Here is a 22,654-nt window from a genome sequence, read left to right on the forward strand (position 1 = left end):
AGTGTGCAATAAATGCGGAATGTGGTGTTTGTGCAGGCTCAGGAGGCCTGCACCTTCGATGCGGACGCTTCGGCCGACCCGTTGTTCGAGTTTGGCAAATGGCGTGCGATCAGTACCCGGTACGCGCCGGCGCCCAGGCAGGCACCTACGATCGGCGCCACGATGGGAACGATGAAATAGGGAATCGTGCGGCCACCGGTGAAGGCTATTTCACCCCAGCCGGCGATGAACGTCATCAGCTTTGGACCGAAATCCCTGGCCGGGTTCATGGCAAAGCCGGTCAGCGGCCCCATGGCGCTGCCGATCACGGCGATCAGCAAGCCGACCAGCAGCGGCGCCATGGCCCCGCGCGGAAGACCGTTGTGCTCGTCGCCCAGGGCCATGATCACCGCCATCAGGATGGCGGTGATGACCATCTCGACCAAAAAGGCCTGACCGATGGACAGCGCCGCATGGGGGTAGGTGGAGAAGATGCTCGCCGTTTCGAGGCTCGCTTGCGTGCCCCTGACGATGCCGTGGGTTTGTTCGTAATCGAAGAACAGGCTGCTGTAGAGGGTATAGACCAGTGCTGCGGAACAGAACGCGCCTGCCACCTGAGCCAGAATATAGAAGGGCAGCTTGCGTTTATCGAAGCCGCCGAACAGGCACAGGGCGATGCTGACCGCAGGGTTCAGATGGGCACCGGACACGCCCGCCGTCAGGTAGATCGCCATGCTCACGCCGACGCCCCAGATGATGCTGATTTCCCACAGACCGAGGCTGGCACCTGCGACCTTGAGCGCCGCGACGCAGCCGGTACCGAAGAAGATAAGCAGTGCGGTGCCGAGAAACTCGGCAGTGCACTGGCCCGACAGGGTCGGTTGTTGCTGTGCGGTCATCGTGTATTACCCCAATTGTTTTTTTTGTCTGACGTCGTTTTCGGCGCCTGGAATCTGTCGTCGTACGATCCCCATCACACGTCGCAGTACAGCCTTCGAGCACATTGTACTATCGTGCCTATCTTCACAAACGAAAAAATATAGACAAGAAACGCCGCTGTCAAAGGTCGAAAGCGAACGAGTTCGTTCATTGCCTACGAACTTTTCCGCGCATTTCCGGCAAAGCCACGGTTGGCGTGGCTTGCCCGCCTGTGTCCTAATGCCGGGCCTGTTTTTTATTTGTCTGGAGTCCCTGCATGACCCCCGCCCTGGACCTCTTGAAGAAGCACCGCGCCGAGCATCGAGTGCATGCCTATGAACATGATCCCAAAGCAGCTTCCTATGGACTCGAAGCGGTGGAAAAGCTCGGTCTGACCGCCGCGCGGGTGTTCAAGACCCTGCTGGCGGCGACCGAAAGGAGCGAGCTGCTGGTGGCAGTGGTGCCGGTGACCGGCACCCTGGATCTCAAGGCGCTCGCGCATGCGGCCGGCGTGAAGAAATGCGAGATGGCAGATCCGCAGGCTGCGCAGCGGGCCACGGGGTATCTGCTGGGCGGGATCAGCCCGCTGGGGCAGAAGAAGCGCTTGCGGACCTTCATCGACCAAACCGCCGAGGCATTGCCCAGCATGTTCGTCAGCGCCGGCAGGCGCGGGCTGGAAGTCGAGCTGGCGCCGCAGCTGCTGGCCGAGCACACCCAGGGTCGCTTCGCCGATATCGGCCGCCCTTGATGCACCAAGGAAATTATTCATCGACTCGACGAGTCGAACGCCGATAGCCAGACGGCTTGGCCGCCACCCCTTTCCGCAACAGCGAGGATTGCCATGCAACTGGATTTCCATCAGGTCGATGCGTTTACCCAACAGCCTTTTGCTGGCAACCCGGCAATGGTCTACCGCCTCGACAGCTGGCTGGCCGACGAGCTGATGCAGAAGATCGCCGCCGAGCACAACCTGGCGGAGACCGCGTTTTTGGTTCGCGAAGCGCAGGGCTGGCACATCCGCTGGTTCACCCCGCGCACCGAGGTGCCCTTGTGTGGCCACGCCACCCTGGCCAGCGCCTACGTGCTGTTTCATGTCTATGGGGAGACAGCGTCGAGCCTGTCATTCGCCAGCCGCTCGGGCAACCTTACCGTCAGCCGCGAGGGCGACCGGCTGTGGCTGGACTTCCCGGCGATGATGCCCGAGGAGCAGTTGGGCCTGACCTTGGAGGTTGAGCGTGCCTTGGGTTGCGAAGCGGTCGACGTAATGGCGGCGGCGTCGCTGTTCGTCCTGCTGGAGTCGGAGCAGGCGGTACGCCAGTGCCGCCCGAACATGGCGGCCCTGGCACGCTTGCCCTGGCCCGGGGTGATCATTACCGCCCGGGGCGACCATCAGGACTTCGTTTCGCGCTACTTCGCACCTGCCATCGGCATCGACGAGGACGCGGTCACCGGCTCCACCCATTGCAGCCTCATCCCGTACTGGTCGAGGCGTCTGGTCAAGACCAGCCTCACTGCCTACCAGTGCTCGGCGCGGGGTGGCGATCTGTTTTGCCGGATGGAAGGCGAACGAGTCAAGATCGGCGGCTACGCCACGTTGATCAGCAGCGGCCGGCTACTGCTCGGTGCCCAGCCCTGATTGCGCCGAAGCCAGTGTGCCGGCCTGATCGTCGAGCAGCGCCATGAAGGCCCGCGCCGCATTCGACAGGGTCCGTTCGGTGTGCAGGATATAACCCAACTGGCGGCTCAGCTGCACACCGGGTAGCTGGAAGCGCGCCACTTGCTCGTCGAGCATGGTGCGCGGCAGCACACTCCACGCCAGGCCGATCGACACCATCATCTTGATGGTTTCCAGGTAGTTGGTGCTCATGGCGATGTTCGGGCTCAGGCCTTGCGCCTCGAACAGGCGGCTGACGATGTGGTGGGTGAAAGTATTGCCGCCCGGAAACACCGCCGGATGTTCGGCGATATCGCTCAGCTTCACCACCGCCTGCAGGGCCAGCGGATGTTCCGGGGCGGCGACGAAATCCAGCGGGTCATGCCACACCGGTACCGAGCGCACCAGGTGATGGGGCTCGGGCGCCAGGGTGATCACCGCCAGCTCCGCACGTCCGTGCAGGATCTCCTCATAGGCCACTTCCGAATCGAGAAACTGGATGTCCAGGGCGACCTTGGGGTACATCCGCGTGTAGGTGCGCAGCAGCGAGGGCAATCGGTGCAGACCTATGTGGTGGCTGGTGGCGAGGGTCAGGCGGCCCGTCACGTCGCCGCTCAGGTTGGTCAGGGCGCGGCGGGTGTCTTCCAGCACATCGAGAATCTGGTAGGCGCGGGGCAGCAGGGCCCGGCCGGCCTCGGTCAGATTGACTTCGCGGCCCAGGCGATCGAACAAACGCACGCCCAGCTGCGATTCCAGCCCGGCGATGCGTTTGCTGATCGCCGGCTGAGTCAGGTGCAGCCGATCCCCGGCCCTGGAAAAACTGCCCACTTCGGCGATGGCTATAAAGGCATTGAGACTGGCCAGGTCCATGCGCGAATTCCTTTTGGTTATCCAAAGTATGAAAATTATGAATTTGAGTTATTCAAGATAACCTCATAGCATCACCCCTACAAGCCAAGCGGTTATAGGCATAGAAAAGACAGCAAGACTGATGAGGAAACGTCTGATGGCCGGCAAAACGCTCTACGACAAGCTCTGGGATTCGCATTTGGTCAAGCAGCGCGACGATGGCTCGGCGCTGATCTACATCGACCGTCACATCATCCACGAAGTGACTTCGCCCCAGGCGTTCGAAGGCTTGCGCCTGGCCGGCCGCAAACCGTGGCGCATCGACGCCAACATTGCCACGCCCGACCACAACGTGCCGACTACCCCGGAACGCAAGGGCGGCATCGGCGCGATCGCCGACCAGGTGTCGCGTCTGCAGGTGCAGACCCTTGACGACAACTGCGACGAGTACGGCATCACCGAATTCAAGATGAACGACGTACGCCAGGGTATCGTCCATGTCATCGGCCCGGAGCAGGGCGCGACCTTGCCCGGCATGACCGTGGTCTGCGGCGATTCGCACACCTCGACCCACGGTGCCTTCGGTGCCCTGGCCCATGGCATCGGTACCTCGGAGGTCGAGCATGTGCTCGCCACGCAGTGCCTGGTGGCCAAGAAAATGAAGAACATGCAGGTGTTGGTCGAAGGTACCTTGCCGTTTGGCGTGACCGCCAAGGACATCGTGCTGGCCGTGATCGGCAAGATCGGCACCGCCGGCGGCAATGGCCATGCCATCGAGTTTGCCGGCAGCGCCATTCGCGACTTGTCGGTGGAAGGCCGCATGACCATCTGCAACATGTCGATCGAGGCCGGCGCCCGCGTGGGCCTGGTGGCTGCCGATGAAAAGACCGTCGCCTACGTCAAGGGTCGGCCGTTCGCGCCCAGCGGCGCTGATTGGGACAAGGCGGTGGAGTCGTGGAAAGGGCTGGTATCCGACGCCGATGCCCACTTCGACACCGTGGTGCGCCTGGATGCCGCGCAGATCAAGCCGCAGGTCAGCTGGGGGACCTCGCCGGAAATGGTCTTGGCCGTTGACCAGAACGTGCCGGACCCGGCGCGCGAGTCGGATCTGGTCAAGCGCGGTTCCATCGAGCGCGCGCTGAAATACATGGGCCTGACCGCCAATCAGGCGATCACCGACATTCAGCTCGACCGCGTGTTCATCGGCTCGTGCACCAATTCACGCATCGAAGACTTGCGCGCCGCCGCAGTGATCGCCAAGGGCCGCAAGGTGGCCTCGACCATCAAGCAGGCCATCGTCGTGCCAGGCTCGGGCCTGGTCAAGGCGCAAGCAGAGCGCGAAGGCCTGGACAAGATTTTCCTCGAGGCGGGCTTCGAATGGCGTGAGCCGGGCTGCTCCATGTGCCTGGCGATGAACCCGGACCGGCTGGAGTCGGGCGAGCACTGCGCATCGACCTCCAACCGCAACTTCGAGGGCCGCCAGGGCGCCGGTGGGCGTACCCATCTGGTCAGCCCGGCCATGGCCGCCGCAGCCGCCGTCGTCGGTCGTTTCGTCGACGTTCGTGAATTGATCCAGGGGGACGCAGCATGAAAGCCTTCACTCGACACACCGGCCTGGTCGCTCCGTTGGATCGTGCCAACGTCGATACCGACCAGATCATTCCCAAGCAGTTCTTGAAGTCGATCAAGCGCACCGGCTTTGGCCCGAACCTGTTCGACGAATGGCGCTACCTGGATGTCGGTCAGCCTTACCAGGACAATTCCAAGCGCCCGTTGAACAAGGATTTTGTCCTCAATCACGAGCGCTACCAAGGTGCCAGCGTGCTGCTGGCGCGGGAGAACTTCGGTTGCGGTTCCAGCCGCGAGCATGCGCCGTGGGCGTTGGATGAGTATGGCTTTCGCGCCGTGATCGCGCCGAGCTATGCAGATATCTTCTTCAACAACAGCTTCAAGAACGGCTTGCTGCCGATCATCCTCAGTGATGAGCAAGTCGATGAGTTGTTCCAGGAAGTCGAGGCCGCCCCGGGTTACCAGTTGACCGTGGACCTGGCGACCCAGAGCGTGACCAGCCCGAGCGGCAAGGTCTACAGCTTCGAGATCGACGAGTTTCGCAAGCATTGCCTGTTGAATGGGTTGGACGATATTGGCCTGACCTTGCAGGACGGTGAGGCGATTGCGACGTTCGAGGCCAAGCATCGGGCCAGCCAGCCTTGGTTGTTTCGTGATTGATTGATGTAGGCAGGTTTGGCCTTTTCGCGGGCAGAGCCCGCTCCCACATGGGCGGCGAGTCCTCTACGCGCGAAGAGGCCCGCAAGACCACCGAAAACCCAGGCACAAGGAAGCCCAGCCCATGACCCAGCACACCCAAGTCGTGCAGAAACAGTTCGGTGAACAGGCTTCGGCCTACCTGAGCAGCACCGTTCACGCCCAGGGCGCGGAATTTGCGCTGCTTCAGGCGGAGCTGGCGGGCCAGTCCCAGGCTCGGCTGTTGGACCTGGGGTGTGGCGCCGGCCACGTCAGTTTTCATTGCGCGCCTCTGGTCAAGCAGGTGGTGGCCTATGATCTGTCGCAACAGATGCTCGACGTGGTCGCCAGCGCTGCCAGCGAGCGGGGGCTGGGCAATGTCAGCACCCAACTCGGCCCGGCCGAGCAGCTGCCGTTCGCCGACGCCGCCTTCGACTATGTGTTCAGCCGCTATTCGGCGCATCACTGGAGCGACCTCGGCCTGGCCCTGCGCGAAGTGCGCCGTGTGCTCAAACCCGGTGGCATGGCCTGCTTCATCGACGTGATGTCGCCGGGCAGCCCGCTCCTCGATACCTATCTGCAAAGTGTCGAAGTGCTGCGCGACACCAGCCATGTGCGCGACTACAGTGCCGGCGAATGGCTGAGCCAGGTCAATGAAGCGGGTCTGCAGGTACGCGGGCACACTCGCCAGCGCCTGCGCCTTGAATACGCCTCGTGGGTCGAGCGCATGCGCACGCCCGAGGTCATGCGCGCGGCCATCCGCGCCTTGCAGCAAGCCGTGGGCGCCGAGGTGCGCGAGTATTACCAGATCGACGACAATGGCTCGTTCAGTACCGACGTGCTGGTGTTGTGGGCCCAGCGTTGAGCATTCATTCACGGCCCGCCCGAGGGCATGCCGTATTACCGGAATTAACGAGGAACGCATGAGCAAGCAGATTCTGATTCTCCCAGGCGACGGCATCGGCCCGGAAATCATGGCCGAAGCGGTCAAGGTGCTGGAACTGGCCAACGACAAGTTCCAGCTGGGCTTCGAACTGGCCCACGACGTGATCGGCGGCGCTGCCATCGACAAGCATGGCGTGCCGCTGGCCGACGAGACCCTGGCACGTGCCCGTACCGCCGACGCGGTGCTGCTGGGCGCGGTGGGCGGGCCGAAATGGGACAAGATCGAGCGCGATATTCGCCCGGAACGCGGTCTGCTGAAGATTCGCTCGCAGTTGGGCCTGTTCGCCAACCTGCGTCCTGCCATTCTCTACCCGCAACTGGCCGATGCTTCCAGCCTGAAGCCGGAAATCGTTGCCGGGCTGGACATCCTCATCGTCCGCGAGCTGACCGGCGGCATCTACTTCGGCGCGCCGCGTGGTGTGCGCGAGCTGGAAGGCGGCGAGCGCCAGGCCTACGACACCCTGCCGTACAGCGAGAGCGAAATCCGCCGCATCGTGCGCGTCGGCTTCGACATGGCCCAGGTGCGCGGCAAGAAGCTGTGCTCGGTGGACAAGGCCAACGTATTGGCTTCCAGCCAGCTGTGGCGCGAAATTGCCGAGGAGATCGGCAAGGATTATCCCGATGTCGAGCTGAGCCACATGTACGTCGACAACGCCGCGATGCAGTTGGTGCGCGCGCCGAAACAGTTCGACGTGATGGTCACCGACAACCTGTTCGGCGACATTCTTTCCGATGAGGCGTCGATGCTTACCGGCTCCATCGGCATGTTGCCTTCGGCCTCGCTGGACGCCCACAACAAGGGCATGTACGAGCCCTGCCACGGTTCGGCGCCGGACATCGCCGGGCAAGGCATCGCCAACCCGCTGGCGACCATTCTGTCGGTGTCGATGATGCTGCGTTACAGCTTCAACCAGCACGATGCTGCCGCTGCCATCGAGCAGGCGGTCAGCCTGGTGCTGGACCAGGGCTTGCGCACCGGCGATATCTGGTCTGAGGGCACCACACGGGTCGGTACGCAGGAAATGGGCGATGCAGTAGTCGCCGCGCTGCGGAATCTGTAATCTCTTGGGCCCGCTGCGACTTTCCATCGACAGCAGCGGCCCACTTTTCAAGAAGGTGTAGTTGCGATGAAACGTGTAGGTCTGATCGGTTGGCGCGGTATGGTCGGTTCCGTGCTTATGCAGCGGATGCTGGAAGAGCAGGACTTCGATCTGATCGAGCCGGTGTTTTTCACCACTTCCAATGTTGGCGGCCAGGGCCCGGCGGTCGGCAAGGACATTGCCCCGCTCAAGGATGCCTACAGCATTGAAGAGCTGAAGACACTCGACGTGATTCTGACCTGCCAGGGTGGCGACTACACCAGCGAGGTATTCCCCAAGCTGCGCGAGGCCGGCTGGCAGGGTTACTGGATCGACGCGGCTTCCAGCCTGCGCATGCAGGATGACGCGGTGATCGTGCTCGACCCGGTCAACCGCCGGGTGATCGACCAGCAACTGGATGCCGGCACCAAGAACTACATCGGTGGCAACTGCACCGTGAGTCTGATGCTGATGGGCCTGGGCGGGCTGTTCGAGGCCGGGCTGGTGGAGTGGATGAGTGCCATGACCTACCAGGCGGCTTCGGGCGCCGGCGCACAGAACATGCGCGAGCTGATCAGGCAGATGGGCAGCACCCATGCCTCGGTTGCCGATGACCTGGCCAACCCGGCCAGCGCCATTCTGGACATCGATCGCAAGGTCGCCGAAGCCATGCGTGGCGAGGGTTACCCGACCGAGAACTTCGGTGTGCCACTGGCTGGCAGCCTGATCCCCTACATCGACAAGGAACTGCCGAATGGGCAGAGCCGTGAAGAGTGGAAAGCCCAGGCCGAGACGAACAAGATTCTGGGACGGTTCAAGAGCCCGATCCCGGTGGATGGTATCTGTGTGCGTATCGGTGCGATGCGCTGCCACAGCCAGGCGTTGACCATCAAGCTGAACAAGGATGTGCCGATGGCGGACATCGAAGGGCTGATCAGCCAGCACAACCCATGGGTCAAGCTGGTGCAGAACAGCCGCGAAGCGAGCATGCAGGAACTCACGCCTACACAGGTTACCGGCACGCTGAACATCCCGGTCGGGCGCCTGCGCAAGTTGAACATGGGCTCGCAGTACCTGGGCGCGTTCACCGTCGGCGACCAACTGCTGTGGGGCGCCGCCGAGCCGCTGCGTCGCATGCTGCGGATCCTGCTGGAGCGCTGATTCCTCCAGCGTGACCGCATCCACCGCCGAGCGGCTTGCGCCGCTGCTACAGGGGGTTGGATCTCTGTAGCAGCGGCGCGAGCCGCGTCCGGATCCAACGGCGTTCGTCCAGGATCACCGCATCCACCGCCGACGCGGCTTGCGCCGCTGCTACAGGGTTGCGGTGTGGGGAGGATTATTGGGCTGGGAAGGTTTCCAGCGCATGCTGCAGGCTGGCTTTCGACAATTCGCCGAGATGGCTGCCGAGCAGCTTTCCTTCGCTGCTGTAGAACAGCGTGGTCGGCAGCGCGACCGAACCCAGCGCGCGGCCCAGTTCGCCTTGGCTGTCGAATAGCACCTGAGTCAAATCCAGCCCCGTCGTCCCGGCGAAGCTCGCCACGATCTGCGCGGTTTCGCCATGGTTCACGAACAGAAAACGCACCTCAGGGTGAAGTTTCTGCATTTCCAGCAGCACCGGCATTTCTCGTCTGCAGGGTGGGCACCAGCTTGCCCAGAGGTTGATTACCATAGGTTTGCCATCGTAGCTGCGCAGCGCTACGGGTTGGCCTGTGGCGGTGTGCAAGGTGACCTCGGGCAACTGCGAGTGCCGCGCCTGCTGATACCCGTGGCTGCCGACGCTGGCGAGCGTCCAGAACAACAGGCCGCTGGCCAGGCTCCAGCCCAGCGTGCGGCGTATTAACGGGCGCCGCCAGGCACACACCAACGCCATCAGAGCACTCACCAGCAAGCCGGGCCACAGCAGGAAGCCACCGTCGCGGATATCGGGAATCTGCCAGAGATCCTGCCGATACTGCGCCCAATAGCGCAGCACGAAAGCCCCGCGCGCGACCACCAGGCACAGCAGGAACAGGCGAAATATCAGCGCTTCTGGATTGCTGCCAAACCCCTTGCGCGCCAGCTGCCAGCCCACGAGGCTGGCCGAGCCCAGCGCCAGCAATATCAGCAGGTGATGCAGGGAAAGGGCGAAAGGCCCTACGGCAAGGCTCAGCATGACAACAGATCCTGATGAAGTGATCCGACAAGTATGGCTGCATCAAGGTTAACCGATGGTTAACCAGCTCCAGACCATTGTCACTGTGTGCACTCGATATCTCCCTGTAGGAGCGGTCCGTGGCCGCGAAGGGGCGGCGCGGTATATCAGACAGACCGCAGCGCCAGCTTCGCGGCCGATGGCCGCTCCTACAGGGGGGCGCTGTTCAGCGCATTGTGGGAGGGGTCCGTGGCCGCGAAGGCCCAGTGCAGTTCGCACAGATGAACCGCGGTGCGTTTTTCGCGGCCAATGACCGCTCCTACCCTGTATCAGGGGCATAATGTTGTGTTAATCACGGCCCGTCACTGTGCGGCCTTTATTCTTCGAGCGCTGTCATGCACGTATTGCTTTGCGAAGACGACGACCTGATCGCCAGCGGCATCGTCGCCGGGCTCAATGCCCAGGGGCTGAACGTCGACCGGGTGGCCACCGCCTCGGCTGCGCAGGCCATGCTGCAGGCAGCCAGCTTCGATGTGCTGGTGCTGGATCTGGGTCTGCCCGACGAAGACGGTATCAAACTGCTCCACCGCCTGCGCCAGCGTGGGGTGGCTCTGCCGGTGCTGGTATTGACCGCCCGCGACAGCGTCAGCGACCGGGTCGCCGGGTTGCAGGCAGGTGCCGACGACTACCTGCTCAAACCTTTCGACCTGCGCGAACTGTGCGCGCGGCTGCACACCCTGCAGCGCCGCGTGGCTGGCCGCACCTTGAACATGATCGAACATGGCCCGCTGCAGCATGATCCCAGCACCCGGCAGACCTGGCTGGCCGGCCAGGCCATCGACCTGTCCCGCCGCGAACAGGCGCTGTTGTACGCCCTGCTGCAGAACCGCGGCCGCGTCCTCTCCGGCGAACAGCTCAAGGACAGCGTCTACGGCTTCAGTGACGAAGTGGAAAGCAATGCATTGAACGTGCACATTCACCACCTGCGCCGAAAGCTGGGTAACGGCATCGTCGAAACCGTCCGCGGGCTGGGCTACCGCCTGGGCCCGGCCCACACCGAACCAAAAGAGGCCCCATGAGCCTGCGTCTGCGTTTGAGCCTGATCCTCGGCGCGGCCTTCGTGGTCATCTGGGCACTCGCCGCCACCTGGATGTTCCGCGATCTGCGCAGCCAGATGATGTTCTCTCTGGACCAGCGTCTGGTGGCCTCGGCACGCATGGTCGCCGGCATGGTCGACCGTTTGCCGCAACCGCTTGCGGCACAGGGCGAAGGCACCCGCTTCAGTGCCGACCAATGGAGCATTCCTGATGGCATCGCCTGCCAGATCAGCTCGTTGCGCGGCGAAATCCTTGCCCGCAGCCACAGCAATGCCGACCAGGTGCTGGACGATCAGCGCACCGGTTTTCACGATCAGGCCATCGATGGTGAGCACTGGCGCAGTTTCACCCTGGCCCGTGACGATGTGCGAATCACCACCGCCGACCGCGAACTGGAACGCGAAGCCTTGAACCGTTCGGTCATGCTGGCTGCCTCCGCGCCGGTGCTCATGGCCCTGCTCGGCAGCATCGCGATGCTCTGGCTGGGTATCGGCAAGGGCCTGGCGCCTCTCAACCGGATGTGCGAGGCGCTGCGCAAGCGCGATGTCGATGCCCTCGACCCGCTGGTGCTGAAGTCGCTGCCCAGCGAACTGCAGCCGTTGCTGGACACCCAGAACCAGCTGTTTCTGCGCATCGGTCGCACCCTCGAGCGCGAACGACAACTGACAGGCGATGCGGCGCATGAGTTGCGCAGCCCGCTGACCGCGATCAAGACCCACTTGCAGGTGGCCCGCATGACCACCGGCCTTGCCCATGAGCAGGCTCTGGCGCACGCCGAGGAAGGCGCCGACCGGCTGCAGCGCACGCTCGAGCAGTTGCTGCTGCTGGCGCGGGTCGAGGGCAGTCTGTCGTTCGACGATGGCGCACCGTGCAGTGCCGAACATGTGGCGCGCCTGGCCATCGGCGATGCCAGTCAGACGGATCGTTGGCGGGTCGAGTTGCACATGCCGCCGCAGTTGCCGTCGATTGCGTTGGGCATGCCGTCGACCCTCGCGGTACAGGCGCTGCGCAACCTGATCGACAATGCCCTGCGGCACAGCCCCGACCGGGCGCCGGTGTGGCTGACGCTGGCCACCGAGCCTGGCTGGGTCTGCTTCACGGTGCGCGACTTCGGCCCTGGCATCGGTGCCGAAGATTTGCAACACCTCACCCAGCGTTTCTGGCGCAGCCGCGCCAGTGCCGGTTGCGGGCTGGGCCTGGCGATCGTTCAGGCCATCGCCCAGCGTTGCGGATGTAGCCTGGACTTCGACAGTGGCGAAGACGGCCTGCGCGCCATTTTCAGGATTCCGGTCCGGCCGGTGTGAGCGGCAGTGGCTCAGCGCGCCGAGAGCGCGCTGGCCAGTTGCTGCGGGTCATTGAAGGTCTTGATGTCCACCACTACGCCATCCTTGAGTTCCAGCCACTGCACGGTTTCCCGATCACCGTTGTAGCGCGGCGCCACCCGGCCTTCTTCGTCCAGCAGGATGCGGTAGTTGAGTTTCTTCATGCCCGGGATGGCGATCCACTTGGCCACCGAAGGCATGTGCTCGATATCCGCGATGTAGGCCGCATGTCGTGATTCGAGAAAGTCCTTGGGCCGCTTCTCCATGGCAGTCCCCATCAACTGGGCGGCGTCCATGCTGCGTGCGACGATGATCAACTGGGTCTGGTCGCTGAGCGAGTAGGGTTGTTCGAATTGGTCTAGCAGGGTCCACGGGCCCAGGCGTTCACCGATCTCCGTGGCCTGGGCAGTAAGGGACAGCAAGCTGAGAAGTAATGCGCAGCAGTATTTCATTGCGGCAAGGTCCTGGGACAGTGGGGTTTACATTAGAGCGGATCGGCCACGTGGGTACAAAGGTTTAGCGGCACCATGGGTGACTTTTTCCGTGCTGGTCGATCGAGCAAGGTGTTGCCTGTTCGCCGCGCCGTGGCACAATTGCGCATGTCCAGACCCCAATGCCCGCGCTGCCACCGCCCCCTGGCCCAGTGCCTGTGCGCCCTGATCCCGAACCTGCCCAGCCACACTCGGGTGCTGATCCTGCAGCACCCTAGCGAGGTCGATCATGCCTTGAACACAGCGCGTCTGGCCGCACTGGGCCTGCAAAACTGTGAGATCAGGGTCGGCGAGGTGTTCCAAGACCTGCCCCGATGGCTGGTCCAGCCCGGATATCAGCCCTGCCTGCTGTTTCCCGGGGAACACAGCGAAGCATTGAGCGCTTACCAGCCCTGCGCCCAGCCCAGGCTACTGGTGGTACCGGATGGTACCTGGCGCAAGGCACGCAAACTGCTGCACCTCAATCCGCCACTGGCCGCCTTGCCCAGGGTTCAGTTGGCAACCGCCGAGCCTTCGCGCTATCGCTTGCGCAAGGCACCCGGCCCCGGCGCGCTATCGACCCTCGAAGCCATCACCCAGGCGCTGGAAGTGCTCGAATCACCGGCATCATTCCAGGCATTGCTCAAGCCCTTCGACGCGCTCATCGAAGGTCAGATCGCTGCCATGGGCGAAGAGGTCTATCGGCGCAACCATCAGCGCCATTGATGGATCGGCCAGCCGGCCTTTTCGGCATGCTCGCGCAGCACCGGGTCGGGGTTGACCGCATGAGGCGACGGTACTTCCAGCAGCAGCGGCAGGTCGTTGCGTGAATCCGAATAGAAGCTTGCGCCTTGCAGGGTTTCACCCTCGTCGTGCATCCATTCGCGCAGGCGCTTGATCTTGCCCTCGCGGTAGGTCAGTACGCCCACCGTATTGCCACTGTAGGTGCCGTGCTTGAGCTCGAGCTCGATGGCCAGCACATCGTCGACGCCCAGCCGCGCCGCAATGGGCCCGACCAGGTGAATGCCCGAGGCGGAAATGATCAGGATGCGGTCACCGGCCGCGCGGTGGGCGGCGATGGTGCGGGTGGCGTCGCTGAAAATGATCGGCTCGATGAAATCTTCCACCCACGGCTCGACCAGGTGTTCGACCTCTTCCGGCGTGCGCCCGAGCATGGGCTCCAGGCTGAACGCCATGTAGTCTTCCATGGCCAGCCGACCCTCGTTGTAGGCCTGCATCAGCTCGTGGTCGCGGCGCATGAAGGACTCGGGATCGACCCAGCCGAGGCGACCCATCTGTTCGCTCCAGAGCGAAGCACAGTCGCCGTGGATCAGGGTTTCGTCGAGATCGAAAATCGCTAGAGCCATGTGGAACCTCCCGTGGAAAGACGCTCAGGCTACCTCACAAAGTGCGTCGGGCCCAATCGTCAGGGACACCCTTTGGCCGTCGGGCAGCAGGTCGGCGGCCGTGCGGTTGAGCACGTCCACCAGCAGCTGCACGCCGTGGGCCTGCACCCGGTAGCGGATCACGTTGCCCAGCAGGCTATGGCTGCGGATCTCGCCGTCCAGGGCACCGTCAATCCCCAGTTCGATGGCTTCCGGGCGAATCGCCACGCGGGTGTGGATCGGCCGCTGCAGCAGGGCGCTGGCCTGGGCGGCATCGAGCAGGTTGTAGTTGCCGATGAAACCGGCAGCGAACGCATCGACCGGCGCCGTGTACAGACTTTGCGCATCGCCGCTCTGGACGATGCGGCCCTTGTTCATCAGGAAGATGCGGTCGCTCATGGTCAACGCCTCTTCCTGGTCGTGGGTGACGAAAATCGTGGTCAGACCCAGTTCCCGCTGGATCTGCCGGATCTGCTCGCGCAGGTGCTTGCGGATACGTGCGTCCAGGGCCGACAGGGGCTCGTCGAGCAGCAACAGGCGCGGGCGGGTGACCAGCGAGCGGGCCAGGGCGACCCGTTGGCACTGGCCGCCGGACAACTGATGGGGATAGCGCCCGGCAAACTCACCCAGCTCCACCAGCGCCAGTACCTCGGCCACGCGGCGGGTACTTTCGGCGCCCTTGACCTTTTGCATGCGCAAGCCGAACGCGACGTTCTGTTCCACGTTCATGTTGGGAAACAGGGCATAGCTCTGGAAGACCATGCCGATATCGCGCTTCTGCGGGCCAAGCGGAGCAAGGTTTTGGCCATCGAGCAGGATTGTGCCGGCATTGATCGGGGTCAGCCCGGCAATGGCGCGCAACAGGGTCGACTTGCCGCAGCCGGAGGGCCCGAGCAGGGTGATGAATTCGCCTCGCTCGACGGTGAAGCTGATATCGCTGAATACTTCGGTAGTGCCGTAGCGCTTATCCAGTCTTTCGACGCTGACGAAGCTCATATCAGTCTTTGTCCTTGTTCAAGCGATTGGCACCCCAGGTGAGCAGCAACACGAAAAGAAAATAGGAGATCACCAGCGCACTGTTGAAGTGGCCGCTGCTGTTGCGCATGTTGTTCAGGTAGACCTGCAGGGTTTCGTAGCGCGTGCCTACCAGCAGGTTGGCGAACACGAACTCGCCGAACAGGAACGAGAACGAGAGCAGCAGGGCGATCATCAGGCCCTTGCGCAGGTTGGGCAGCACCACCAGAACAGCCGCCTGGAACGTGCTGGCGCCCAACAGCTGCGCTGCGTCCATCAGGTCGCGCAGGTTGATCGCCTGCAGGTTGTTGGTGATGGCGCGGTACATGAACGGCAGGGCCACGGTGAAATAGCAGCCGATCAGGATCCAGGGTGTGCCGACCATGGCCAGCGGTCCCGAGCCGTACAGGTTCAACAGGCCAACCGAAGACACCACCGGGGGCACGGCAAAGGGCAGCAGGATGAGAATGTTCATCAGCGCATCCAGCCGCGGAAAGTGGTAGTGCACCACGAACAGCAGCGGCAGGATCACCAGCACCGACAGCACCAGCGCACCGACGCAGACCACCAGCGACTGGCCAAAGGCCTGGAGGAATCGCGGGTCGCCCCACAGCTGCAGGTACCACTTGAAGGTCAGCCCGCTGGGCAGGATCGATGCCGACCAGCTGGTGGCGACCGAGTACAGCAGGGTACCGGCCAACGGCAGCAGCAGAATCAGGAACAGCAGCCAGACCACGGCCCGGTGGTAGAGGCCGGGTGCGTCGAGTTCAGCGCGCGACATGGTAGCTCCTGCGCAACAGCCATTGATGGACAAGGGTGACCAGGGTCATCAGCCCCACCAGAATCATGGCCAGGGCGCTGGCCAGGTTGGGGTCCAGACTGATGTCGCCGGCCACCATGGCGGCGATGCGGATCGGCAGCACGTTGAAATTGCCGGTGGTCAGCGCGTACACCGTGGCGTAGGCACCCAGGGCATTGGCCAGCAGGATGACGAAGGTGCCCAGCAGCGCCGGCGTCAGCACCGGCAGGCCGATGTGGCGCCAGTAGGCCCAGCCGTTGGCCCCGAGCAGGGCAGCGGACTCGCGCCAGTCTTCGCGCAACGCGTCGAAAGCGGGGTAGAGCAGCAGTACGGCCAGCGGGATCTGGAAATAGGTGTAGGTGATGATCAGGCCGGTCTTGGAGTACAGGTTGAAATCGTCGATCAGGCCGCTTTGCTTGAGCATCATGGTAATCGCGCCATTGAAACCCAGCAGGATGATGAAGGCGAACGCCAGCGGTACGCCGGAAAAGTTGCTGGTCATGTTGGCGAAGGCGCTGACGAAATCCCGTAGCCGCGAGTCGACCCGGCGCAGTGAACTGGCGCCGATGACGGCGATGACGATGCCGAACAGGCTCGACCAGAAACTGATTTCCAGGCTGAACTGGATGGCCTGGCGATAGAACCGCGAGCCGAAGGCCTTGCTGAAGTTGTCCAGGCTCCAACCGGCGTCGGTCTGCACGCTGTGGATCGCCACCCAGGCCAGGGGGGCGATCTGGAAGACGAAAAAGAACAGGGCGAAGGGCACCAGCAGGAGCAGGGCCAGGGTTCTGCCGCGGGTAGGGGTGGTCACTGCTGGAGGGCTCCGGGGTGTCAGGGATGTCGGCGTTGGCGGCTTCGCGGCCGCTGACCGCTCCTACAGATGTTGCGGGGTATCGGAGGTGATCAGTGTTGGCCTCTTCGCGGGCAGAGCCCCGCTCCCACAGGGATCGACGCTTCTGCTCATGTGGGAGCGGGCTCTGCCCGCGAAGAGGCCCTACCTGATGCACCGCGATCACTGCATCTCGAAGATCACCTGCTCCTGCCACTGCTGGGGCAGGGCCTTGGAGCTTGCCTCCCAGACGTCCGGATTCTTGATCGGTGTGACATGGCGATACTGCTCGGCCGGCAGCAGCTTGGCCGCGACATCATCCGGCAGCTTGATGTGGTCAGCACGGATCGGCCGGGCGTAGCCGCGCGCCAGGTTGATCTGCCCGGCATCGCTGAGGATGTACTCGCGGGCCAGCTTCGCGGCATTCGGGTGCTTGGCGTACTTGTTGATGATGGTGGTGTAGCCGGAAATCACCGACCCGTCCGAAGGGATCAGCACATCGAAGCGTTTCGGATCGATCTGGTCGCGATAGCTCAGGCCATTGAAGTCCCAGACCACACCCACTTCGATCTCGCCTTTTTCCAGGGTCTGGATGGTCGGGTTGGCCAGGGACAGGCGTTTCTGCTTGGCCAGTTCGGTGAACAGTTGCAGGCCCGGCGCCAGGTTGCTTTCATCGCCCTTGAAGGCGATTGCCGCCGCCAGCACGCCATTGGCTGCCTGGGCCGCGGTGCTGACATCACCGATGGCCACCTTGTACTTGCCGTTCTTCAGGTCTGCCCAGCTTTTCGGAGCATCTTCGGGTTTGACCAGTTGCTTGTTGACGATGAACGCGATGGTGCCGGTGTACGCCAGCATCCAGTGGCCATCGGCATCCTTGGCCCAATCGGGGATCTGCGCCCAGGTGGAAGGCTTGTAGGCCTGGGTCACGCCCTGTTTGGTGGCGATGGGGCCGAATGCTGCACCGACATCGCCGATATCGGCACTGGCGTTGTCTTTCTCGGCGGCGAACTTGGCCACCTCTTGCGCCGAGCTCATGTCGGTGTCCATGTGCTTGAGGCCGTACTTGCTGGCCAGGTCGTCCCAGGTGCCCTTCCAGTTGGCCCAGGCGTCGGGCATGCCGACGCTGTTGACCATGCCTTCGGTCTTGGCCGCGGCTTCAAGGGTTTGCAGATCGGTATCTGCGGCCGAGGCCAGGTTGCACAACGCGATGCTCGAACCTAACAGTGTGGCCAGGAAAAGCTTTTTCATCCGGTGCTCCTATGGGCGCCTATCGAAACGAGGGGACTGTCGACGACTGGATTGATCTGGATTCAGCAATACCCGAGCCAACGTAGGTGACGCTCATGACATTTTGACGTCGAGCACGTCGGCCACAGGCATGCCCAGGGCAGTCGTGCCCTTGGAGGCTAAGCGTAGACGAGATTTGCCGCTTCGATCGGTGCTAAGGAAAGGCAGTTGCAAGCGGACATGTACACAAGGGTATGCACGGACAGGCGGCCGCGGGACAGCAGCAGAGCAGGACCGCGAGCCGGGCCCTGCAACCAAACGGATGCATCAGTGCATCAGTGGTTCACGGTAAAGGCGAGCATCGCCGAGAGTTGGCACATCGGTCGACCGCTTTCGGCATGCCACTGATTGAATGCCGCCTGGACCGCCGCCTGATCGCGTTTGGAACTGGGCACCTTGTCGACGATCTCCTGGGCGCTCAGCGCCGCTACCACGTCCCAACTGGGAATGAAGGTATCCTTGCCCACCATGCGCAGGAAGCGTGGCGCCGACAACCCGCCCATCTGGTTGCCATGCTTGGCGATGTACTGCCACAGCCCGGTGATGTCCTCTACCGGCCAATCGGCGATGAAGTCACCGAAACTGCCGTGTTCCATGGCCACGTCGAGAATCATCTGGGCGTTGCGCGGCACGCTCTTGAGTTTGCCGAAATGGCGGATGATGCGCGTGTCCTGCATCAGCCGTTCCAGGCGCTCGGCGCCCATCAGCACGATTTTCTCCGGATCGAAGCCGAAGAACACCTCTTCGAAGGCAGGCCATTTCGAGTCGACCAGGCTGTGCTTCAAGCCTGCGCGGAAGACCCTCAGGGCCATGGTGGACAGGTAGCGGTCGGCGCTGATCTTGCGCAGCTGCGCCGCTGACTTGGCCGTCGGCAAACGCGCTTCCAGCGCCTTCTGCGAGCCGAAGCGATTCAGGCAGTACTCGTTCAGCCACTTGTAGTCATGCATGGAACCGGTGTCCTCAACTGCTGGATGAATGCACGGGCAGGTCGCCTTCGCGCAGCCAGACCTCGTCGATGCGGTGGTCCGGTGCCTTGTGCAGAATCATCTGCGCCCGATCGCGGGTCACCAGGATGTTTTCCGTGAGGTTCTTCAGGTTGACCTCTTCCCACAAATAGTCGGCGCGCGCCTGTGCAGCGTCGCCCGATAGAGTGGTCAGGCTCATGAAGCGTTCCATGTACCAGTGACGAATGTCCGCAGTAGGCGCATCCAGGTAGATGGAAAAGTCGTGGGCATGGTCCAGCTGCAGGATGTTCAGACCTTCCAGAATGAGAATGTCGGGCTGGTCGATCAGGTGGAAATTCGTGTCGATGTCCTTGAGCGCCTGGGAATAGACCGGCACCTGCAAACCGCGCGCACCTTGCCTGAGGTCATGCAGAAACGCCTTCAAGTCGTCGGTGCGATAGCTTTCCGGGAAGCCCTTGCGGGGCATCAACTGGCGTTGTTCCAGAATCCGGTTGGGATACAGAAAACCATCGGTGCTGACCACCTCGACCCGCGGTGCTTGCGGCCAGCGCTCGAACCGCTCCTTGAGCAGCGTGGACAGGGTGCTCTTGCCCACGGCGACGCTGCCGGCGATGGCCACCACGAAGGTGTGCCGATGGCCCAGATAGTGCTGGTGGATGTGTTCGCTGATCCAGGCCAGCGGCGACTCGTCGCCGAGGGCCGTGGCGGGGTACTTGGTGTAGGTGTGGATACTCAAGCGTGACCCGCCATCGTGCGATTCAACCTGCGATTCAACCTGAGATTCAACTTAGCCACGCGGTGTGCTCAACAGTTGTGCGGTCTGGCCCAGACGCTTGCCCAGCGCTCGGCAAAGGGTTTTCTCGTGCTCGTCGAGCACACGCTTGCCATCGGCGCCGGCGTGGTGGCTGGCGCCATAGGGGGTGCCGCCGCCCTGGGTTTCCACCAGTGCCGACTCGCTATAGGGCAGCCCGGTGATGAGCATGCCGTGGTGCAGCAGGGGCAGCAACATCGACAGCAGGGTGGTTTCCTGACCGCCGTGCAGGCTGGCGGTGGAGGTGAACACGCCGGCCGGCTTGCCGACCAGGTCGCCACTGAGCCACAGGCTGCTGGTACCGTCGAGGAAGTACTTGAGCGGCGCGGCCATATTGCCGAAGCGCGTGGGGCTGCCGAGTGCCAGGCCGGCGCAGTTCTTCAGGTCGTCGAGGCTGGCGTATACCGCGCCTTGCTCGGGAATTGACGGTGCCACGGCCTCGCACTCGGTGGAGATCGCCGGCACGCAGCGCAGACGTGCCTCCAGCCCGCTGGATTCGACACCGCGGGCGATCTGTCGGGCCATCTCGGCGGTGGCGCCGTTGCGGCTGTAATAGAGCACCAGGATGTAAGGTGTGTTCACGACAGAATCTCCAGTACGTTTTCCGGTGGCCGGCCGATCACCGCGCGCTCACCGTTGACCAGAATCGGACGCTCGATGAGTTTCGGGTGGCTGGCCATGGCTTGCACCAGTTGTTCTTCGCCCAGCGTCGCGTCGGCCAGGTCCAGGGTCTTGTATTCCTCTTCGCCGGTGCGCAGCAAGGCCCGGGCGCTGACGCCCAGCTTGCCCAGCAGGGCGTGCAAGGTGGCCGCATCGGGAGGCGTTTCCAGATAGAGCACGACGACGGGTGCAAGCCCGCGGGCGTGCAGCAGCTCCAGCGCCGCGCGTGATTTGGAGCAGCGCGGATTGTGGTAAAGGGTCAGTTGGGTCATGGGAAAAGTCGCCTCCGGCATCCAGTGGCGGGTATTCTAACCACGTGGCGGTATTCGGTCGCCTTTTTCGCATGGCCTCGGGAATAAGGAAGGATAGACCCATGAACTGGCGTATCAAGACCCACCTCGCGCCGCTGGCTGGCCTGTTGCTGGCCGCCCTGCTGCTGGGCGGTTGCGGCGGCGACTACGGGCCCGATCAGCATGGCACGCAGGTCGGCGCCAAGACGCTGGACAAGCAATGGCTGGTGATCAACTACTGGGCCGTATGGTGCGGGCCGTGCCGCCGCGAGATCCCCGAACTCAATGCGCTGTCGCAGAGCCTGGAAGGGCAGGGCGTGCGCGTGATCGGGGTGAACTTCGACAACCTGCAGGGCGACGAATTAAGCGCCGCTGCCAAGACCCTGGGAATCGACTTCACGGTGCTGGCTCAGGATCCGGCACCGCGCTTCGAGCTGCCCCGCAGCCAGGCCTTGCCCGTAACCTATATCATCGACGCCCAAGGCAAGGTGCGCGACCAGTTGCTCGGTGAGCAGACCGCCGCCGGCATCAAGGCGCGCCTGACAGCCCTGCAGCGCGGCGAAAGCTGAGAAGCCGCAGGTAGGGGGTTTGCCTGATGTTGCACTCCGGCTCTAAGGGGCTGGCTGACTCATACGCGGCTTCGCACAGCTGATGGATGCTGCCTGCGTGCGTTGAGCCCAGGCATGCGGGTGCTAGTATTCACAGATGCCGCCGCGAGGGGGAAATCGATCACGAGGATCGAGTCCGTCCATGGATGTAATGACCGGATTAAGGATGATTATTTTGAAGGATCGAAGCATAGAAGTTACTTATGAGAAAATGTATGCCTATGAAGAGGAGATAAAGAACAGTATTTCCATCAAGACCCAATTGATATTCACTGCCATCTTCGCGCTCTTGTCCGTATCTGCGTATTTGGCTAGATTTCTGGACTTCACTGAACGTCATGGTATTGCTTATGTGATCGCTTCTTTGATTCTATTGGTGATTGTCATTATTTCGGTTTCTGTTTATTTCAACTGCAGGGCATTCAGTGGGTCTGAGTTCAATCGAATGCCATATGCCGCTGAGGTAAAAAAATACCATGACGACCAACTAAACTATAACAGTGAGGTCAAGAAATATAATTTCCAGGTCAGCCATGCCGAACAACTTGATCTCGTAGACCCCATACATGAAACCGAGTCTTATATTTCCCAAACCTACGTGCGGTGCGCAACTCATAACGCATTGGTCAACGAGCAACGTTCAAGATGGGTCTTCAAATCGGTTGCAGCCTTCCTGATCGCGTGCATACCTCTCGTGTTGGCAAGCGTCCTGTTCGTTGTCTTTGATATGGATACATCGTCTCCGAGAAAAAACCTGTCTATCAGGGACAGCTATGTAGGAGATGAGATCTCGTCGTTAAAGAATCAGCTCCTTGCTGGTCCTGGACGTAATCAGATAGCAGATTTGGAAAAAAGGACTATAATTCTGGAAAATGCTTTGCTTGCAATGAGGTCGAGAACATTGAGTGACTCTGAAAAAGCCACTGCTGAACAGCAGTCAAAGCCTCCAGCTCCAGTCAAACCTGCAGCCCCCCCTCGTCGAATGACATTGGATGAGGCGCCACCAGGAGAAAGAAAATGAAACCCGACAACGAGAAATCCAAGCCGAATGGCTATATCAAGCCGATTCCGCCGAAGAAACCTTCTGTCCCGGTAGTAAGGCGCGTGGTCAATGAAAAGGTGATCAACAGGAGCGAAATTGCTTTAGGTGGCTGAAGCGCTGATCAATGATCATTGATTGGCCGCAGACTCACTGCACCAGATAGATGATGCCTGGGTGCGCTCATGATCAACTGTAATGCTTGGCGCTTTTTTTTACGTTGTCCATCTTGCTGAGTCGCTGAGCACCCACGGTGCATAGCGCGCCTCAACGGTGCGC

26 protein-coding genes are annotated in these 22,654 nt (G+C 62.2%); 13 read left to right on the forward strand and 13 right to left on the reverse strand.

From position 1 onward, the window contains the following. Positions 1-38: 38 nt before the first annotated feature. Entirely contained in the window at positions 39-878 is an 840-nt protein-coding gene (locus IFT75_RS06505; protein ID WP_122479217.1) for an MIP/aquaporin family protein, read from the reverse strand. Positions 879-1,174: 296 nt separating this feature from the next. Here IFT75_RS06505 and ybaK point away from each other — a divergent pair, with 296 nt between their 5' ends. After that, a complete protein-coding gene (gene ybaK, locus IFT75_RS06510; RefSeq protein WP_122479216.1) occupies positions 1,175-1,645 on the forward strand; it encodes a Cys-tRNA(Pro) deacylase in 471 nt (156 codons plus the stop codon). A gap of 93 nt (positions 1,646-1,738) precedes the next feature. Beyond that, positions 1,739-2,533 carry a PhzF family phenazine biosynthesis protein gene (locus tag IFT75_RS06515; RefSeq protein ID WP_122479215.1) on the forward strand — a complete coding sequence of 265 codons (795 nt, stop codon included), beginning with the start codon at positions 1,739-1,741 and terminating at the stop codon, positions 2,531-2,533. On the opposite strand, the gene IFT75_RS06520 is transcribed toward IFT75_RS06515, so the two are convergent. After that, complete coding sequence (locus IFT75_RS06520; protein ID WP_122479214.1) at positions 2,510-3,421, reverse strand: LysR family transcriptional regulator; 912 nt, start codon at positions 3,419-3,421, stop codon at positions 2,510-2,512. The two genes, IFT75_RS06515 and IFT75_RS06520, sit on opposite strands and share 24 nt — an antisense overlap. A gap of 136 nt (positions 3,422-3,557) precedes the next feature. On the opposite strand from IFT75_RS06520, the gene leuC reads away from it, so the two are divergent. From leuC to asd, 5 genes are all read left to right on the forward strand, one after another. Further along, a complete protein-coding gene (leuC, locus tag IFT75_RS06525; protein ID WP_192053873.1) occupies positions 3,558-4,991 on the forward strand; it encodes a 3-isopropylmalate dehydratase large subunit in 1,434 nt (477 codons plus the stop codon). Then, on the forward strand, positions 4,988-5,629 hold the full coding sequence (leuD, locus tag IFT75_RS06530) for a 3-isopropylmalate dehydratase small subunit (protein WP_122479212.1): 642 nt from the start codon (positions 4,988-4,990) through the stop codon (positions 5,627-5,629). Before leuC ends, leuD begins: the two co-directional genes overlap by 4 nt. 121 nt (positions 5,630-5,750) lie before the next feature. Then, the gene (locus IFT75_RS06535; protein WP_192053875.1) at positions 5,751-6,509 is read left to right on the forward strand and encodes a class I SAM-dependent methyltransferase; all 759 of its coding nucleotides are present in this window, start codon (positions 5,751-5,753) and stop codon (positions 6,507-6,509) included. Between the two features lie 58 nt (positions 6,510-6,567). After that, positions 6,568-7,650 (forward strand): 3-isopropylmalate dehydrogenase, encoded by a 1,083-nt coding sequence (gene leuB, locus IFT75_RS06540; RefSeq protein WP_192053877.1) that lies wholly within the window; start codon positions 6,568-6,570, stop codon positions 7,648-7,650. 66 nt (positions 7,651-7,716) lie between these two features. After that, a complete protein-coding gene (gene asd, locus IFT75_RS06545; RefSeq protein ID WP_122479209.1) occupies positions 7,717-8,829 on the forward strand; it encodes an aspartate-semialdehyde dehydrogenase in 1,113 nt (370 codons plus the stop codon). A gap of 175 nt (positions 8,830-9,004) precedes the next feature. Here asd and IFT75_RS06550 read toward each other — a convergent pair whose 3' ends face one another. After that, on the reverse strand, positions 9,005-9,820 hold the full coding sequence (locus tag IFT75_RS06550; RefSeq protein ID WP_192053879.1) for a TlpA disulfide reductase family protein: 816 nt from the start codon (positions 9,818-9,820) through the stop codon (positions 9,005-9,007). Positions 9,821-10,194: 374 nt separating this feature from the next. Here IFT75_RS06550 and IFT75_RS06555 point away from each other — a divergent pair, with 374 nt between their 5' ends. Further along, positions 10,195-10,878: a response regulator gene (locus tag IFT75_RS06555; protein WP_122479207.1), complete on the forward strand. Its 684-nt coding sequence runs from the start codon at positions 10,195-10,197 to the stop codon at positions 10,876-10,878. Beyond that, positions 10,875-12,200, forward strand: a complete 1,326-nt coding sequence (locus tag IFT75_RS06560) for an ATP-binding protein (RefSeq protein WP_185793879.1) — start codon at positions 10,875-10,877, stop codon at positions 12,198-12,200. The genes IFT75_RS06555 and IFT75_RS06560 overlap by 4 nt, the downstream gene beginning before the upstream one ends. Positions 12,201-12,211: 11 nt before the next feature. Here the strand turns inward: IFT75_RS06560 and IFT75_RS06565 are convergent, their stop codons facing one another. Beyond that, positions 12,212-12,670 carry an FAD/FMN-containing dehydrogenase gene (locus IFT75_RS06565; RefSeq protein ID WP_122479205.1) on the reverse strand — a complete coding sequence of 153 codons (459 nt, stop codon included), beginning with the start codon at positions 12,668-12,670 and terminating at the stop codon, positions 12,212-12,214. 147 nt (positions 12,671-12,817) lie between these two features. Here IFT75_RS06565 and IFT75_RS06570 point away from each other — a divergent pair, with 147 nt between their 5' ends. Beyond that, entirely contained in the window at positions 12,818-13,414 is a 597-nt protein-coding gene (locus IFT75_RS06570; protein ID WP_192053880.1) for a tRNA-uridine aminocarboxypropyltransferase, read from the forward strand. Here the strand turns inward: IFT75_RS06570 and IFT75_RS06575 are convergent. The 9 genes from IFT75_RS06575 to arsC form a co-directional block, all read right to left on the reverse strand. Continuing rightward, on the reverse strand, positions 13,402-14,055 hold the full coding sequence (locus IFT75_RS06575) for an HAD family hydrolase (protein WP_122479204.1): 654 nt from the start codon (positions 14,053-14,055) through the stop codon (positions 13,402-13,404). The genes IFT75_RS06570 and IFT75_RS06575 overlap by 13 nt on opposite strands. 24 nt (positions 14,056-14,079) lie before the next feature. Further along, positions 14,080-15,069, reverse strand: a complete 990-nt coding sequence (locus IFT75_RS06580; protein WP_192053882.1) for an ABC transporter ATP-binding protein — start codon at positions 15,067-15,069, stop codon at positions 14,080-14,082. 1 nt (position 15,070) lies between these two features. Further along, positions 15,071-15,868, reverse strand: coding sequence for an ABC transporter permease (locus IFT75_RS06585; protein WP_122479202.1), 798 nt, complete (start codon positions 15,866-15,868; stop codon positions 15,071-15,073). Next, entirely contained in the window at positions 15,855-16,697 is an 843-nt protein-coding gene (locus tag IFT75_RS06590; RefSeq protein ID WP_192053884.1) for an ABC transporter permease subunit, read from the reverse strand. The genes IFT75_RS06585 and IFT75_RS06590 overlap by 14 nt, the downstream gene beginning before the upstream one ends. Before the next feature lie 201 nt (positions 16,698-16,898). Beyond that, positions 16,899-17,963, reverse strand: coding sequence for an ABC transporter substrate-binding protein (locus IFT75_RS06595; RefSeq protein WP_122479200.1), 1,065 nt, complete (start codon positions 17,961-17,963; stop codon positions 16,899-16,901). Between the two features lie 314 nt (positions 17,964-18,277). Further along, a complete protein-coding gene (locus IFT75_RS06600) occupies positions 18,278-18,949 on the reverse strand; it encodes a DNA-3-methyladenine glycosylase I (protein WP_122479199.1) in 672 nt (223 codons plus the stop codon). A gap of 13 nt (positions 18,950-18,962) precedes the next feature. Beyond that, on the reverse strand, positions 18,963-19,703 hold the full coding sequence (locus IFT75_RS06605; RefSeq protein WP_192053886.1) for a type I pantothenate kinase: 741 nt from the start codon (positions 19,701-19,703) through the stop codon (positions 18,963-18,965). Between the two features lie 51 nt (positions 19,704-19,754). Further along, entirely contained in the window at positions 19,755-20,360 is a 606-nt protein-coding gene (gene wrbA, locus IFT75_RS06610) for an NAD(P)H:quinone oxidoreductase (RefSeq protein ID WP_192053888.1), read from the reverse strand. Further along, entirely contained in the window at positions 20,357-20,710 is a 354-nt protein-coding gene (gene arsC, locus IFT75_RS06615) for an arsenate reductase (glutaredoxin) (protein ID WP_185793873.1), read from the reverse strand. Before arsC ends, wrbA begins: the two co-directional genes overlap by 4 nt. 101 nt (positions 20,711-20,811) lie before the next feature. Between arsC and IFT75_RS06620 the strand changes: the two genes are divergently transcribed. The 3 genes from IFT75_RS06620 (at position 20,812) to IFT75_RS06630 (ending at position 22,491) form a co-directional block, all read left to right on the forward strand. Further along, entirely contained in the window at positions 20,812-21,297 is a 486-nt protein-coding gene (locus IFT75_RS06620) for a TlpA disulfide reductase family protein (RefSeq protein ID WP_192053890.1), read from the forward strand. A gap of 181 nt (positions 21,298-21,478) precedes the next feature. Next, positions 21,479-22,357, forward strand: a complete 879-nt coding sequence (locus tag IFT75_RS06625; protein ID WP_122479194.1) for a hypothetical protein — start codon at positions 21,479-21,481, stop codon at positions 22,355-22,357. Beyond that, positions 22,354-22,491, forward strand: a complete 138-nt coding sequence (locus IFT75_RS06630) for a hypothetical protein (protein WP_163007603.1) — start codon at positions 22,354-22,356, stop codon at positions 22,489-22,491. The genes IFT75_RS06625 and IFT75_RS06630 overlap by 4 nt, the downstream gene beginning before the upstream one ends. Positions 22,492-22,654: the final 163 nt, after the last annotated feature.

The sequence above is a fragment of the Pseudomonas sp. CFBP 8758 genome (assembly GCF_014841725.1).
Classification (GTDB): domain Bacteria; phylum Pseudomonadota; class Gammaproteobacteria; order Pseudomonadales; family Pseudomonadaceae; genus Aquipseudomonas; species Aquipseudomonas baltica.